The 13,259-nt window shown below is 68.5% G+C and carries 16 protein-coding genes; 9 read left to right on the forward strand and 7 right to left on the reverse strand.

All coding sequences use genetic code 11. The features are described 5' to 3' along the window. The first annotated feature begins 40 nt into the window (after window positions 1-40). The gene (locus M8009_RS08570; protein WP_250060404.1) at window positions 41-1,498 is read left to right on the forward strand and encodes an NCS1 family nucleobase:cation symporter-1; all 1,458 of its coding nucleotides are present in this window, start codon (window positions 41-43) and stop codon (window positions 1,496-1,498) included. A gap of 63 nt (window positions 1,499-1,561) precedes the next feature. Here the strand turns inward: M8009_RS08570 and M8009_RS08575 are convergent, their stop codons facing one another. After that, window positions 1,562-2,140, reverse strand: a complete 579-nt coding sequence (locus M8009_RS08575) for a hypothetical protein (protein WP_250060405.1) — start codon at window positions 2,138-2,140, stop codon at window positions 1,562-1,564. Between the two features lie 166 nt (window positions 2,141-2,306). Here M8009_RS08575 and M8009_RS08580 point away from each other — a divergent pair, with 166 nt between their 5' ends. The 6 genes from M8009_RS08580 to M8009_RS08605 are packed head-to-tail and all read left to right on the forward strand — an operon-like array spanning window position 2,307 to window position 7,500. Then, window positions 2,307-3,071 (forward strand): FadR/GntR family transcriptional regulator, encoded by a 765-nt coding sequence (locus M8009_RS08580; RefSeq protein ID WP_250060406.1) that lies wholly within the window; start codon window positions 2,307-2,309, stop codon window positions 3,069-3,071. Then, window positions 3,068-4,216 carry a galactonate dehydratase gene (gene dgoD / locus M8009_RS08585; protein WP_250060407.1) on the forward strand — a complete coding sequence of 383 codons (1,149 nt, stop codon included), beginning with the start codon at window positions 3,068-3,070 and terminating at the stop codon, window positions 4,214-4,216. Before M8009_RS08580 ends, dgoD begins: the two co-directional genes overlap by 4 nt. 17 nt (window positions 4,217-4,233) lie before the next feature. Continuing rightward, a complete protein-coding gene (locus M8009_RS08590) occupies window positions 4,234-5,004 on the forward strand; it encodes an SDR family NAD(P)-dependent oxidoreductase (protein ID WP_250060408.1) in 771 nt (256 codons plus the stop codon). Next, window positions 5,001-5,990 carry a 2-dehydro-3-deoxygalactonokinase gene (locus M8009_RS08595; protein WP_250060409.1) on the forward strand — a complete coding sequence of 330 codons (990 nt, stop codon included), beginning with the start codon at window positions 5,001-5,003 and terminating at the stop codon, window positions 5,988-5,990. The genes M8009_RS08590 and M8009_RS08595 overlap by 4 nt, the downstream gene beginning before the upstream one ends. A 20-nt stretch (window positions 5,991-6,010) precedes the next feature. After that, window positions 6,011-6,625: a 2-dehydro-3-deoxy-6-phosphogalactonate aldolase gene (locus M8009_RS08600; RefSeq protein ID WP_250060410.1), complete on the forward strand. Its 615-nt coding sequence runs from the start codon at window positions 6,011-6,013 to the stop codon at window positions 6,623-6,625. Next, window positions 6,622-7,500 (forward strand): SMP-30/gluconolactonase/LRE family protein, encoded by an 879-nt coding sequence (locus M8009_RS08605; protein WP_250060411.1) that lies wholly within the window; start codon window positions 6,622-6,624, stop codon window positions 7,498-7,500. Before M8009_RS08600 ends, M8009_RS08605 begins: the two co-directional genes overlap by 4 nt. Window position 7,501: 1 nt before the next feature. On the opposite strand, the gene M8009_RS08610 is transcribed toward M8009_RS08605, so the two are convergent. The 3 genes from M8009_RS08610 to uraH all read right to left on the reverse strand — a co-directional run bounded on the left by M8009_RS08610 (window position 7,502) and on the right by uraH (window position 9,916). Beyond that, window positions 7,502-8,233: a GntR family transcriptional regulator gene (locus M8009_RS08610; protein ID WP_250060412.1), complete on the reverse strand. Its 732-nt coding sequence runs from the start codon at window positions 8,231-8,233 to the stop codon at window positions 7,502-7,504. A 79-nt stretch (window positions 8,234-8,312) separates the two neighbouring features. Further along, window positions 8,313-9,512, reverse strand: coding sequence for a urate hydroxylase PuuD (locus tag M8009_RS08615; RefSeq protein ID WP_250060413.1), 1,200 nt, complete (start codon window positions 9,510-9,512; stop codon window positions 8,313-8,315). Between the two features lie 50 nt (window positions 9,513-9,562). Beyond that, window positions 9,563-9,916 (reverse strand): hydroxyisourate hydrolase, encoded by a 354-nt coding sequence (gene uraH, locus M8009_RS08620; protein WP_250060414.1) that lies wholly within the window; start codon window positions 9,914-9,916, stop codon window positions 9,563-9,565. 226 nt (window positions 9,917-10,142) lie between these two features. On the opposite strand from uraH, the gene uraD reads away from it, so the two are divergent. Continuing rightward, entirely contained in the window at window positions 10,143-10,667 is a 525-nt protein-coding gene (gene uraD / locus M8009_RS08625) for a 2-oxo-4-hydroxy-4-carboxy-5-ureidoimidazoline decarboxylase (RefSeq protein ID WP_250060415.1), read from the forward strand. Here the strand turns inward: uraD and M8009_RS19220 are convergent. Then, window positions 10,624-10,872: a hypothetical protein gene (locus tag M8009_RS19220; protein ID WP_347709839.1), complete on the reverse strand. Its 249-nt coding sequence runs from the start codon at window positions 10,870-10,872 to the stop codon at window positions 10,624-10,626. The genes uraD and M8009_RS19220 overlap by 44 nt on opposite strands. Window positions 10,873-11,104: 232 nt before the next feature. On the opposite strand from M8009_RS19220, the gene M8009_RS08635 reads away from it, so the two are divergent. Continuing rightward, window positions 11,105-11,728, forward strand: a complete 624-nt coding sequence (locus M8009_RS08635) for a phosphoribosyltransferase (protein ID WP_250060416.1) — start codon at window positions 11,105-11,107, stop codon at window positions 11,726-11,728. Between the two features lie 106 nt (window positions 11,729-11,834). On the opposite strand, the gene M8009_RS08640 is transcribed toward M8009_RS08635, so the two are convergent. Together M8009_RS08640 and M8009_RS08645 are read right to left on the reverse strand one after the other, a co-directional pair. Next, window positions 11,835-12,191, reverse strand: coding sequence for a phasin family protein (locus M8009_RS08640; RefSeq protein WP_250060417.1), 357 nt, complete (start codon window positions 12,189-12,191; stop codon window positions 11,835-11,837). Between the two features lie 201 nt (window positions 12,192-12,392). Next, complete coding sequence (locus tag M8009_RS08645) at window positions 12,393-13,100, reverse strand: glutathione S-transferase N-terminal domain-containing protein (protein WP_250060418.1); 708 nt, start codon at window positions 13,098-13,100, stop codon at window positions 12,393-12,395. Window positions 13,101-13,259 lie beyond the last annotated feature (159 nt).

The following is a 13,259-nucleotide window of genomic DNA, read 5'->3' on the forward strand; positions in this document are numbered from 1 at the left end:
AGTCGAGCCGTTTCCCCGACAATGACAAAGGTGACCCCCGATGAAAGAGAGCGAGCTGGGCATCCAAGCGATCGACCCGACACTGTACAACGCGGACCTGGCCCCGATTCCGCACAGCAAGCGTTCCTGGGGCGCCTTCGAGATCTTCAACGTCTGGTCCAACGACATCCAGAGCCTGTTCGGCTACACCCTGGCGGCCTCACTGTTCCTAACCTACGGGTTGAACGGCTGGGCGGTGATGGCGGCCATCATCCTGGCCGGCATCATCGTGATGTATCTGGTCAACCTGACCGGCAAGCCCAGCGTGAAGTACGGCATCCCCTTCCCGGTGATGGTACGCGCCAGCATGGGAGTGCGCGGCGCCAACCTGCCGGCGATGCTGCGGGCCATCATCGGCATCTTCTGGTACGGCGTGCAGACCTACTTCGCCTCCACCGCGGTGGCCCTGCTGATTACCGCCCTCTTCGGTGCCGGCGACGGCTCGACCTTCCTCGGCCTCTCCGGTGTGGCCTGGGTCTCCTTCGTGATCGTCTGGCTGTTCCAGATCGCGATCTTCTGGCAGGGCATCGAGCGCATCAAGCACTTCCTCAACTGGGCAGGCCCGCTGGTCTACGTGGTAATGGTGGTGCTGATGATCGTGGTCTGGCTCCAGGCCGGCAGCGAGCTGTTACCCGCGGTGAGCACCATCTTCAGCGGCGACGACAGCGACTCCGGCAGTGCCGTGGGCGCCTTCCTGGCCATCGTCGGCACCATGGTCGCCTACTTCGCCGCGGTGGTGATCAACTTCGGCGACTTCACCCGCTTCGTGAAGACCGAGCGCCAGATGAAGCTCGGCAATCTGCTCGGCCTGCCGCTCAACGTGGCCTTCTTCTCGTTCATTGCCCTGATCATCACCGCCGGCACCCTGGTGCTGTTCGGCGAGGCCCTGACCAACCCGGCGGACATCGTCGAGCGGGTCGATTCTTTGCCGTTGACCATCGTCGCGGCACTGACCTTCTTCGCCGCGACCGTGGGCATCAACCTGGTGGCCAACTTCATTCCCCCGGCCTATGACCTGGCCAACCTCTTTCCCAGCAGGATCAGCTTCAAGATCGGTGGCCTGATCACGGCGATCATCGCCTTCTTCGTCGGCGCGCTGTGGGTCTCGCTGATCAGCCAGATCGGGGTGCCCGGCTTCGTCAATGCGCTGGGTGCCATCGTTGCGCCCTTCTACGGCATCATCGTGGTCGACTACTACCTGGTGAAGCGCCAGCACCTCGACATGCAGCAACTGTTCTCCTCGGCCCCGGACAGCGCCTACTACTACGTCAAGGGCTGGAACCGGAAGGCACTGATGGCGTTCGGGCTGGCCGCCCTGTTCTCGATCTCCTCGGTGTGGGTGCCGGCCCTGGCGGCGCTGAACGGCTTTGCCTGGCTGATCGGCGCCGGGCTCGGCGGCCTGTTCTATTACGTTCTGATGCGCCACCATGCGGTCGCGGCCGCCCCGACCCGGTCGTAAGCGCGCTCCTGCGCCTTGACCGCCCCCTCGGGCCGACTGGCCCGGGGTGTCGGGCGGGAACGGCTAGGGTTTCAGGGAGTTCAGTACCCGCAGGGCACAGCGCGCATGCACTCCCAGCAGGACGACGGCGGTAGGCAGATACACGAACAGCCAGGCCGCATACTCCTGCAGGTAGAGGATGATCGACGGAAACACCACCACCAGCAGATAGAAGACGCCCCAGAAGCCATTGGCCGCGGGGGCATGGTAGCGCCGGAACCAGTCCGGCCAGCCGCTGGCGATATGGAACAGCTCGCCGCGATCACCGGCGGCACGGTTGAGGACCCGTTCCAGGGCTTGCATGCGCTGTAGATGGAAGAAGAAGATCGACTGCTTGAGGAGATCGAAGAACATCACCATCACGATCACCAGCAGCAGCACCAGGAACCCCACCGGGGTCACCGGCTGCTGAAGCTGAGCATCCAGCTCGAACAGGCGCGCCAGGGGATCCCAGGCCAGCAGCGCGCCGATGGAGCCGAACAGGCGGATGTCCCCCAGCGACCGTTGGATATAGTCATTGCAGACATTACTGAGCCGGACATACTCCTCATAGACTCTGTCCAGGGGAATCTCTTCCGGAGCGTCATCTGGCGGTAGGGACACGGCAGTATCACCCGAGAGCCTCTTCCATGACCTCAGTATGGCGTGCCCCCGGGGGCCTGCCAGTGCCAACGAGGCGGATGGTTGAGCCTGCTTTCGAGTTCCCAGGAGTCGATCTTCGTGCGCCCTTGTAAAATGTCTGACATTAGCTAGTATAAGATCAGATATTATGACGGACCCGATGATGCTCGACGACCTTGCCCTTCCCGCCGACGGCGGCGCCCCGGCCCTGGCGGCGGTCCTTGCCCGCGCCATCCTCTCGGGTCGGCTACCGGCCGGGAGCGACTTCCCGCGGGAGAAGGACCTCTGCGAACGCTTCGCCGTGAGCCGCAACCGGGTGCGCAATGCCCTGGCCAGCCTGGCCGCCACCGGGCTTGTCGAACGCACCGCGGGGCGCGGCAGCCGGGTGCGCGAGGTCACCGACTGGCACCTGCTCGACCCCCTGATGAGCGACTGGCTGGCCGGCCTGGAGCGTCCCGACCCGCGCCTGGTCCGTGAGATCTATGCCTTCCGCCTCTCCGCGGAGCCTCAGGTGGCCGAGCTGGCCGCCCTGGCGGCGGACGGCCGTGACCTGGCGCGCCTGGAGAACGCCTTCGCGGGCATGCGCGATACCGCAGGCCCAGGCCTGCACCAGCAGCACGCCGAGCATGACGTCGCCTTTCATGATGGCGTCTACCAGGCCACCCACAACCTGGTATGGCGCCAGATGGGCCACCTGCTGCGCCCCTCCATCATCGCACTGATCCAGCGCTCCCAGCACCATGCCGACTCCCTGGAGGACAGCCTCGAGCGCCACCGCCGGGTGATGGAGGCGATCCGCCTGCGCCAGCCGGAGGCCGCCCGCCGGGCGGCCCTGGCGGTGCTCGAACGCACGGCGACGGACCTGGGACTGCTACCCGACTCCCCTCTCCCTACCGAAGGACACCCCATATGAAGATCACCCGACTCAAGACCTGGCAGGTACCGCCGCGCTGGCTGTTCCTCAAGATCGAGACCGACGAGGGCTGCTACGGCTGGGGCGAGCCGGTCATCGAGGGCCGCGCCGCCACCGTGGAGGCCGCCGTCCACGAGCTCGCCGACTACCTGGTCGGCCAGGACCCGCACCGCATCGAGCACCTCTGGAACACCCTGTACCGGGCCGGCTTCTACCGCGGCGGGCCAATCCTGATGAGCGCCATCGCCGGGATCGACCAGGCACTGTGGGACCTCAAGGGCCGCAACCTGGGCGTGCCCGTGCACCAGCTGCTGGGTGGCGCGGTGCGCGACCGGATGCGCATGTATGCCTGGACCGGCGGCGACCGCCCCAGCGACGTGGGTGCCGGCGCCAGGGCCCTGGTCGAGCAGGGCTTCACTGCGTTCAAGATGAACGGCACCCCGGAGCTCGCCATCGTCGACAGCCATCGCAAGGTCGATGAGGCGGTGGCCCGGGTGGCCGAGGCCCGCGACGCCGTGGGGCCCGACGTGGGCATCGGCATCGACTTCCATGGCCGGGTGCATCGGCCCATGGCCAAGGCGCTGCTGCGTGAGCTCGAGCCCTTCCACCCGATGTTCGTCGAGGAGCCGGTGGCCCCCGAGCACCTGCCCTGCCTCACGCAGATCGCCGGCGGCCTGGGCTATCCGCTGGCCACCGGCGAGCGGCTGCACACCCGCTTCGAGTTCCGCGACCTGCTCGCCGACGGCATGATCGACATCATCCAGCCCGACCTCTCCCACTGCGGCGGCATCAGCGAGGGCATGAAGATCGCCGCCCTGGCCTCCGCCCATGACGTGGCGCTGGCCCCGCACTGTCCGCTCGGCCCGCTGACCCTGGCCGCCTCCCTGCAGCTGGATGCGGTGTGCCACAACGCCTTCATCCAGGAGCAGAGCATGGGCATCCACTACAACCGCGACAACGACGTGCTCGACTACCTGGTCGACAAGTCGGCGCTGGCCATCGAGGACGGCTTCTGCGCCATCCCCTCTGGCCCCGGGCTCGGCGTGGAGATCGACGAGGCCTTCGTCGAGGAGCGCGCCCGGGTCGGCCACCGCTGGCGCAACCCGGTGTGGACGCATGAGGACGGCTCCATCGCCGAGTGGTAGGGAGCAAGGAGAACGACATGAGTTTCAGTTTCAATGATCTGACCTTCAGTGACCTGAAGGGCCAGAGCGTCTTTATCACCGGTGGCGGTTCGGGCATCGGCGCGGCGCTGACCGAGGGCTTCCTGGCCCAGGGCGCGAAGGTGGCCTTCGTGGGCCTGTCCGACGCCAGCGAGTTCTGTGATGCCATGGAGGCGAAGTACGCCAACCGGCCGCTGTTCATCGAGTGCGATATCCGCGACGTGGCGGCGCTCAAGGCCGCCATCGCCCGGGCCCGCGAGGCCCATGGCCCGATCGGCGTGCTGGTCAACAACGCCGCCCGGGACACCCGCCATACGCTCGACGACTGGAGCGTCGAGGAGTGGGACGACTCCATCGCCACCAACCTGCGCCCGCAGTTCTTCACCGCCCAACGGGTCGCAGCGGACATGCGCGAACTGGGTGGCGGCGCCATCATCAACCTGTCATCCAACAGCGTTCACCTGGGCCTTTCCGGCTACCCGACCTATGTCACCGCCAAGGCCGGCATCCTGGGCCTGACCCGGGCACTGGCCCGGGAGCTCGGCCGCGACGCCATCCGCGTCAACTGCCTGATCCCCGGCTGGGTGATGACCGAGCGCCAGAAGGCACTCTGGGTCAACGACGCCGACCTGGCCGAGTGCCTGGACCAGCAGTGCCTCAAGGAGGCGATCCCGGTGGAGGACATGATCGGCCCCTGCCTGTTCCTGGCATCACAAGCGTCGAGGATGATGACCGGCCAGGAGCTGATCGTCGACGGGGGCCGGGCATGAGCCAGGCCCGCGAGCTCGCCGGGCGCCTCGCCTGGGTCGGCGTCGACTGGGGCTCGAGCAACCTGCGCGCCTGGGCCATGGCAGGGGATGGGCAGGTGCTGGCCCGGGCCGGCTCCGAGCGCGGCATGCTGTCGCTTGCCCCGGAGGACTACGAGGCCACCCTGCTGGCGACGATCGGCGACTGGCTGCCCACCGAGGGCCGCCTGCCGGTGCGGGTCTGCGGCATGGCCGGCGCCCGACAGGGCTGGCGGGAGGCCGCCTACCTGTCGGTGCCGACGCGGCTCGACGAGCTCGCCCGGGGCGCGGTCAGGCCCACCGTCGAGGATCCGCGCCTGGACGTCGTGCTGCTGCCGGGACTCTGCCAGCAGCCTGATGACGCCGGTCGCCGCTTCGATGTGATGCGCGGCGAGGAGACCCAGCTCGCCGGCCTGATCGCCCGGGAAGCCGAGGCCGCGGGGCCCGTCTGCCTGCCCGGCACCCATGCCAAGTGGGCGCGACTGGAGGCCGGGGCGATCACGCACTTCGCCACCTTCCTCACCGGCGAGCTCTATGGCCTGCTGGCCAGGCAGTCGGTGCTCCGGCACTCCATCGGCGACGACGACCCGACCGAACCCGGCTGCCGCGAGGCCTTCGTGGCGGCGGTGCAGGAGGTAGCGGCCGCCCCCGAGGCCTTCTCCCCCCGGCTGTTCGGCCTGCGCGCCCAGGACCTGCTGGACGGCGGCCTGCCGACAGGCAGGGCACGCGGCGCGCGACTGGCGGCCCGCCTCTCGGGCCTGGTGATCGGCCTGGAGCTGGCCGGCGCCCGGGCGACGCTGGCCGAGGACGAGGTCGTCACCCTGGTCGGTGCCGAGGCCCTCTGCACCCGCTATGCCCTGGCCCTGGAGGCCCTGGGCATCGACAGCCGCCGCGTCGACGGCGAGGCTGCGGTGCTGGCCGGCCTCGGCCTGGCCCACGCCGCTCTGGCCCACCACTCCCCCACCCCCTGACGCGACTGGAGCCCTGACCCATGACCCTTCCCCTGATCGGCATCCTGCGCGGCATCTCCCCCCGCGAGGCCGTCGAGGTCGGCGAGGCGCTGCTCGCCGCCGGCATCGAGCGCATCGAGGTGCCACTCAACTCCCCCGCCCCGCTGGAGAGCATTCGCCGCCTCGCCGAGGCCCTGGGCGACCGGGCGCTGATCGGCGCCGGCACGGTGCTGACCCCGGGCCAGGTGCGCGACGTCTTCGCCGCCGGCGGACGCCTGGTCGTCTCGCCCAACTGCCGGCCCGCGGTGATCGAGGAGAGCCGGCGGCTGGGCATGGAGAGCTGGCCCGGCGTGGCCACCCCGTCCGAGGCCTTCGACGCCCTGGACGCCGGCGCCTCCGGGCTGAAGCTGTTCCCGGCAGTACAGGTCGGCATCGAGGGCATGAAGGCCATGCGTGCCGTGCTGCCGCCGGGCACCCTGCTCTACGCGGTGGGGGGCATCGGCGTGGACAACTTCGCCGACTGGCGCGCCGGCGGCATCGACGGTGCCGGCCTGGGCAGCGCGCTCTACACCCCCGGCCTCACCGCCGCCGAGGTGGGCGAACGGGCCAGCTCGCTGGTCGCGGCCTGGCAGGCGGCCGCCGGTGAAGCCCGATGAACGGGGCCGCGGCCAGGGTGGCGGTCGCCTGCGGCTGCGAGCTCGGCGAGGGCCCCCAGTGGCACGCCGCCGCGGGTCGCCTCTACTGGTGCGACATCCTCGGCCGCCGGCTGCACTGGCTGGACCCGGCCAGCGGCGCGACCGGCCACCAGGAACTCGACCAGATGGTCTCGCTGGCGGTGCCCATCGCCGGAGGTGGGCTGCTGATGGTCGGCGAGGAGCGCCTGGCGCGCCTCGACCCGACGACCGGTGCCCTGGAGACCTTCTGCGACTTCGAGGCCGACAAGGTGCTGACACGCAGCAACGACGGCCGGGTCGACCGCCACGGCAGCCTCTGGCTCTCCAGCATGGGCAAGGGCGCCGAGCCTGGCGCCGGCAGCCTCTACCGCCTGCATCGCGGCGAGCTCGCTCGACTGCGCTCGGGCCTGACCATTCCCAACGCGATCTGCTTCTCCCCCGGCGGCGAGGCCGCCTGGTTCACCGATACCGCAAGCGGGGTGGTGATGCGCTGGGCGCTGGACCGCGAGGGTTGGCCCGTGGGCGAACCGGCCCCCTGGGCCGACTTCTCGGCGCATCCGGGCAATCCCGACGGGGCCGTGGTCGACGCCGAGGGGCACCTGTGGTTGGCGCTATGGGGCGCCGGTCGGGTGGTCCGCCTGGACCCGAGGGGCCGCGAGGTGGACGCCATCCTGCTGCCGACCTCGCAGCCCTCCTGCCCGGCCTTCGGCGGGAAGCGCCTCGAGCGGCTCTACATCACCACCGCGCGGGAAGGGATGGACTCGGCCCGGCGCCGAGAGGAGCCCGACGCCGGACACCTCTTCGTCGCCGAGGCCGGGGTACCGGGCCTTGCCGAGCCGGCGCTGCGCCTGGCCTGAGTCAGTCGGCGAAGATCCGGTGGAGGTCCGGCGCCTCCACCTCCTCCTCGACGATGGAGAGCGAGGCCTCGATGGCCTTGAGGTGGCGGCCCATGAAGGCCTGGGCGCGCTCGCCGTTGCCAGCCTCCAGGAAACCGATCAGGTCGTCGTGGTCGTGGGACTCGCAGCCCAGGTGGCCGGGGTTGCCATAGACCGCGAGGATCAGCGAGGAGCGCGAGCAGAGCCGCTCGACGAAGTCGGCCAGGGTGGCGTTGCCGGAGATCCGCGCCAGGCGGGCGTGAAAGTCCGCCGACAGCCGGATCGCCGTGCTCTGCTCGCCGGACTTCAGGGCCTGGCGCTCGCGCCGAGCCATGTCGCGAAGCTCGCGCAGGTCGTCGTCGGTGATGCGCCGGGCGACCTCCGGCATCAGGCCGCACTCGACCATCTGGCGGGCATCGAAGACGTCCTTGGCCTCGTCGGCGGTGGGCCGGGTCACGCTGGCCCCGCGGCGCGGCGTCAGCGTGACCAGCTGCTCCAGGGCGAGGCGCTGGAGAATCTTGCGGATGCCGGTGCGGCTGATGCCGAAGACCTCCGCAAGGGCATCCTCGCGCAGGCGCGCCCCGGGCCGGAGACGGTGCTCGATGATGGCGTCGCTGATCGAGCGGTGGATCTCCTCGTGGCGCTCGGCCCCGTCCCCGTTCTTGCCCGGTCGGCCTGCACCGCCACGTTCGGCAACCGTCTGGCGCTGGTTCATCGAGTCCCCTCCTCCCCTGATCGTCGCCGGCATGCGCATCATTGTATACATATCGGCGGCCTGCCGGCGACTGCACCGGTCACTCCTCCCAGGCGGCGATGGTCGCGCGCTCCTCGTCGGTCATCCCGGTCATGTTGCCCAGCGGCATGTAGCCGCTCGCCACCACCTCCTTGACCTTCGCCTGCTGGGCCCGGAGCTGCTCGAGGGTGTCGTAGGCCATGCCGGCCGGCGGGGCATTGAAGCCCGCCTGGCTCGGCTCGCGGGAGTGGCAGGCCACGCAGCGCGCCTCGACGATCGCGTGCACCTCGTCGAGGCCCGGGCTCGCCGAGGCCGTGGCAGTGGCCTGGCCGCCGCCGGGGGCCGCCATCCAGAACGCTACCAGGATCAGGGCCACCCCGGCCGCCGGATAGGCCGGTCGCCTGTGGCCGGCGTGCAGCAGCACGAAGTACTGGCGAATCAGCGCGCCGGCGAAGATGAACAGCGACATGATCACCCAGGCCAGCTCGTGGGAGTAGGCAAAGGAGTAGTGGTTGCTGATCATCAACAGCACCACCGGCAGCGTGAAGTAGGTGTTGTGCACCGAGCGCTGCTTGCCGCGCTTGCCGTCCAGGGGGTTGGGAGTCTCGCCGGCCTTCATCGCCTTCACCATGCGGCGCTGGCCGGGAATGATCCAGAAGAAGACGTTGGCCGACATGGCGGTGGCCATCACCGCCCCGGTGAGCAGGAAGGCGGCACGCCCCGAGAAGATCTGGCTGCTCAGGTAGGCCACCACCACCATCATCACCGCCACGGCGATGCTCAGCACCCCGTCGCGCTCCATATTGGGGCTGAGGCGCTTGCACAGCTCGTTGTAGACCACCCAGCCGATCAGCAGGAAAGCCAGCGCCATCACATTGGCCTGCCAGCCGCTCATGCCCGCCGCCCAGGCCCAGTCGCTTCCCGGGTTCACCAGGTAGAAGCTCGGGTTGACCATGTAGAGGATGACGAACAGGCCGAAGCCGGTCAGCCAGGTGGTATAGGCCTTCCAGAACGACCAGTGCAGGTCCTCGGGCAGCTTGGCGGGGGCGCTGGCGTACTTCTGGTTATGATAGAAGCCGCCGCCGTGCACCGCCCACATCTCGCCGAAGACGCCCTTCTCGCGATCCTCGGCGGCCTTGGGCGTGCGCAGGCTGTTGTCCAGCATCACGAAGTAGATCGACTCGCCGATCCAGGCGATGGCGGCGATGACGTGCAGCCAGCGCAGCATGAAGTTTCCGAAATCCAGCAGGTAGGCTTGCATGGGGGCCTCGTCGAGCGTCTTGTTATGGGCGTATCGGAAGCGGAAGCCCCTCAGCTGCCGCGGTAGGTGGAGTAGCCATAGGGCGAAAGCAGCAGCGGCACGTGGTAGTGCTGCCCGGCATCGGCCACGCCGAAGCGCAGCGGGATCACGTCGAGGAAGCGCGGCTCCTCGGCCTCGATGCCCCTGGCGCGCAGGTAGTCGCCGGCGTGGAAGAGCAGCTCATACTCGCCGGTCACGAAGTCGTCGCCCTCCAGGAGCGGCGCATCACAGCGCCCGTCATCGTTGGTGACGACCGTCTTGAGCCGGGTACGGGTCCCGCCCTCGAGGCGAAAGACCTCGATGCTTATGCCCTGGCCGGGGCGGCCCTGGGCGGTGTCCAGCACATGAGTGGTCAGGTATCCCATGGGGTTCTCCTTTGCGTGTCGGGTGGGTAGGTGCCTGGCGCTGCCCTTGGTGAGCAGCCATCATGAAGTCCACAATGAAGACATTTTTAGCTTTTATTGGGGTACATTTCAAAATTTTTTGTATACACTTTACGGAAAAAGGAGCGAGGCGCCTTGTTCCCCCGACCCGGCCTGCCCGCCATTGCGTGCCCCACCAGGCCAAATCCGCAAGCAGAGGAGCCCCTGGATGACCGACAAGATCCTCACCCCGCGCCCCAGCCAGCTGGACCAGCAGGCCTTCGTGGCCCATTACGGCGACATCTACGAGCACTCCCCCTGGGTCGCCGAGCTCGCCTGGCAGCGTGGACTCTCCCCCGCCGAGGACACCCCGCAGGGGCTGGCCGAGGCGATGGGGACCGTGCTGCGCGAGGCCAGCCCCGACCGACAGCTCGAGGTGATCCGCGCCCACCCGGACCTCGCCGGCAAGGCGGCCGTCGCCGGCGAGCTGACCGACGACTCCACGCGCGAACAGGCCGGCGCCGGCCTCGACCAGTGCACGCCCGAGGAGCTGGCCCGCTTCGAGCGCCTCAACGCCGCCTACAAGGCGAAGTTCGGCTTCCCCTTCGTGATGGCCGTCAAGGGCAGCGATCGCCATGCGATCCTCGCCGCCTTCGAGGCACGCCTGCCCAACGACCCGGCCGAGGAGCGTCGCACCGCCATCGAGCAGATCAACCGCATTGCCCGCTTCCGCCTGGACGCCCGTATCGACTGAGCGAGGGCTCCTCGGCCCGGCCGGCGGCCTCGGCATCCGCCCTGGCGATCTCCTTGCGCTCGCGCGCCTCGTCGGCGAGCGATCTGCGGGGCAGCACGATATTGAGCACGAAGGCGGTAATGGCGCCCACCACGCCGGCGATGATGATGGGCGGCGTGATGACGCCGGCCACCATGGCGAGGACATGCTGGAGGGAGATCGGCAAGGCCTTGGCTAGCGACGGCTAGCCGTGGAAATCGAAGATCGAGGTGTTGCGGGGGCTTTTCTGCATGGGTAAGACCACTGTTGTTGTCGCCATATATTGTATACAGGAAATATTTTCCATTACATACAACAGATAGCCCAGCGAGGTCGACCCCCCCCCGCCGGCAAGCGTTTCGCGCCGCGGACGTGGCGACCTACACTGGAGGTGAGCCTTCCCATTCAGGAGCACCGTCATGTTCCGTGATCGCCTCGATGCCGCCGAGCGCCTCGCGCGCCGACTCTCCCACCTGAAGGGGCACGATCCGCTGATCCTGGCCATCCCGCGGGGCGCGGTGCCCATGGGACGACTGATCGCCGATGCCCTGGAGGGCGACCTGGACGTGGTGCTGGTGCGCAAGTTGGGGGCACCGGGCAATCCCGAGTTTGCCATCGGCGCGGTCAGCGAGGATGGCAGCGTGGCGCTGGAAGAGACGGCGCGGCGTTACCGCGAGGAAGCGGTGACCCGCGAGACGGAGCGGCAGCGCGAACTGCTCGAGGAGCGCCGCCGCCGCTACACGCCGGTGCGGGCGCCCATCGACCCGAAGGGACGCATCGTGGTGGTGGTGGATGACGGCAGCGCCACCGGGGCCACCATGGCGGCGGCCCTGAGCACCCTGAGATCACGGGGTCCGCAGACGCTGATCGCCGCCATGGGGGCGGCGCCGCCCGATACCGTGGCACGGCTCGAGACCCTGGCCGACGAGGTGGTCTGCCTGGAGACGCCCTGGAATTTTCAGGCCGTGGGTCAGTTCTTCGCCGACTTCAGGCAGGTGGAGGACGATGAGGTGATCGCGCTGCTGGGCAGCGAGCACGGCTGAAGGGGGCAAGCAGGTCCGCAAAAAAAGAACACGGGCGCCACCCGAAGGTGACGACCCGTGAATGCCGGCCGAGGCCGGCGCTTGCCATGCTCGATGGCCAGGGGCCTTACTTGGCTGCCGTGGTGGCGGCCTTGATGCCGTCCTCGGCCAGTTTCTGGCTCTTCTGGACGTACTCCTGGCTCAGGCTCATGATCTTCTCGACATCGCCGCGCAGGCGCTCGCCCATGTCCTGACTGGCCTTCTGCTGGGACTCAACGACCGCTTTCATGCTGTCGGCGTCACGCACGTCCAACCAGCCACGAGCCTGGGCCAGGCCCATGTCGGTCAGGGCGCGGACCGCGTCGAACTGGGCGGCGACCAGCTTCTCGGTGTAGTCGAGGTTGAGGGCGCCGAAGTCGCGTGCGGGTGCCACGAACACGGACTCGAACTGTTCGGTGGCCTGTTGGGTGGTTGCCTTGCTCATGAAACACCTCCATCTGTGGTGGGACCCCAGGGGCTTTCACCCCGTGCTGCATTGCAACATAGCAGGCCCTTTTGTGCGGTGCAACATATGAATTCCGGGCGATGGCGTGGGCCATCAACCACGACGCCCGGCCGGAGCCGGGCGTCGCAAGGGGCAGGGAAAAGCGTGTCGAGCCTATGGCATCCCCGGGATAGCTTCGCCTCAGCGATAGGAACCCTCGATGTCGGTAATGCGCAGGGCCTTGCGCCCCAGGCCGCCGTGCTGGTCGAGCATGCGCTCGAGCCAGCCATGGACCGGGTCGGCGTTGGAGACCAAGTCGGCGCTGGAGACGCAGCGTGCCCACATGAAGCTGCCGAAGACCAGGTAGTCGGCGCCTGCCGGGGCCTCGCCGTCGAGGAAGTCGGCCTCCTTGAGTCGACCGCGCAGCGGCTCCAGGGCCGCATCCAGCTGGGCCAGCCCCTTGGCCGGGGAGTGGAACTCCTCGAGGGTCCGTCCGAAGCGCTTCTCGCGGGTCTCGCGGAAGTAGGCCCGGTCGTCGGGATGGATGGCATTGAGCAGGTCCATGATGATGGTGCGCATCATCGCCGGGGCCAGCGCGCGCTCGGCATAGTGCTTGAAGAAGTGCCCGCGCGCCGCGGCGAGCCCCTCGCCCAGCAGCGGCGCCTCGGGGTAGGTGCGGTCGAGGTAGCGCAGGATCTCGTAGCTGTCGGTGACCACCTCGTCGCCGTCGACCAGCACCGGCACCTTGTCATGGTCGGCGAAGGCCAGGGCCTGCTTCTCGGAGAAGCGCCACGGGCGCGTCTCCACCTCCAGCCCCTTATGGGCCAGGGCGTAGCGCACGCGCCAGCAGTAGGGCGAGAAACGCAGCCCCTCATCGATGCCGCAGAGATCATAGAGCACCCGTGTCATGCCGCCTCCTCAGTGTCCGGTTATGGGTATGGCCCGATAGTGCCAGCCTTTGCCAGGTACCGCCAACGCCATCGCGGATCCGTCGTCCGGCGACGGCGACTTGTCCATTAGTCTAATGTTTCCCTCCACTCCGGGAGCATGCTGTTGGCCGTGTTGCCA

The organism is Halomonas gemina (assembly GCF_023554995.1).
Taxonomy (GTDB): Bacteria; Pseudomonadota; Gammaproteobacteria; order Pseudomonadales; family Halomonadaceae; genus Halomonas; species Halomonas gemina.

What these genes read in the sequence shown, in the direction of transcription:
- M8009_RS08570 (WP_250060404.1), top strand. Translation starts at nt 41, where the DNA reads ATGAAAGAGAGCGAGCTGGGCATCCAAGCGATCGACCCGACACTGTAC.
- M8009_RS08580 (WP_250060406.1), top strand. Translation starts at nt 2,307, where the DNA reads ATGACGGACCCGATGATGCTCGACGACCTTGCCCTTCCCGCCGACGGC.
- dgoD (WP_250060407.1), top strand. Translation starts at nt 3,068, where the DNA reads ATGAAGATCACCCGACTCAAGACCTGGCAGGTACCGCCGCGCTGGCTG.
- M8009_RS08590 (WP_250060408.1), top strand. Translation starts at nt 4,234, where the DNA reads ATGAGTTTCAGTTTCAATGATCTGACCTTCAGTGACCTGAAGGGCCAG.
- M8009_RS08595 (WP_250060409.1), top strand. Translation starts at nt 5,001, where the DNA reads ATGAGCCAGGCCCGCGAGCTCGCCGGGCGCCTCGCCTGGGTCGGCGTC.
- M8009_RS08600 (WP_250060410.1), top strand. Translation starts at nt 6,011, where the DNA reads ATGACCCTTCCCCTGATCGGCATCCTGCGCGGCATCTCCCCCCGCGAG.
- M8009_RS08605 (WP_250060411.1), top strand. Translation starts at nt 6,622, where the DNA reads ATGAACGGGGCCGCGGCCAGGGTGGCGGTCGCCTGCGGCTGCGAGCTC.
- M8009_RS08610 (WP_250060412.1), bottom strand. Translation starts at nt 8,233, where the DNA reads ATGAACCAGCGCCAGACGGTTGCCGAACGTGGCGGTGCAGGCCGACCG.
- M8009_RS08615 (WP_250060413.1), bottom strand. Translation starts at nt 9,512, where the DNA reads ATGCAAGCCTACCTGCTGGATTTCGGAAACTTCATGCTGCGCTGGCTG.
- uraH (WP_250060414.1), bottom strand. Translation starts at nt 9,916, where the DNA reads ATGGGATACCTGACCACTCATGTGCTGGACACCGCCCAGGGCCGCCCC.
- uraD (WP_250060415.1), top strand. Translation starts at nt 10,143, where the DNA reads ATGACCGACAAGATCCTCACCCCGCGCCCCAGCCAGCTGGACCAGCAG.
- M8009_RS08635 (WP_250060416.1), top strand. Translation starts at nt 11,105, where the DNA reads ATGTTCCGTGATCGCCTCGATGCCGCCGAGCGCCTCGCGCGCCGACTC.
- M8009_RS08640 (WP_250060417.1), bottom strand. Translation starts at nt 12,191, where the DNA reads ATGAGCAAGGCAACCACCCAACAGGCCACCGAACAGTTCGAGTCCGTG.
- M8009_RS08645 (WP_250060418.1), bottom strand. Translation starts at nt 13,100, where the DNA reads ATGACACGGGTGCTCTATGATCTCTGCGGCATCGATGAGGGGCTGCGT.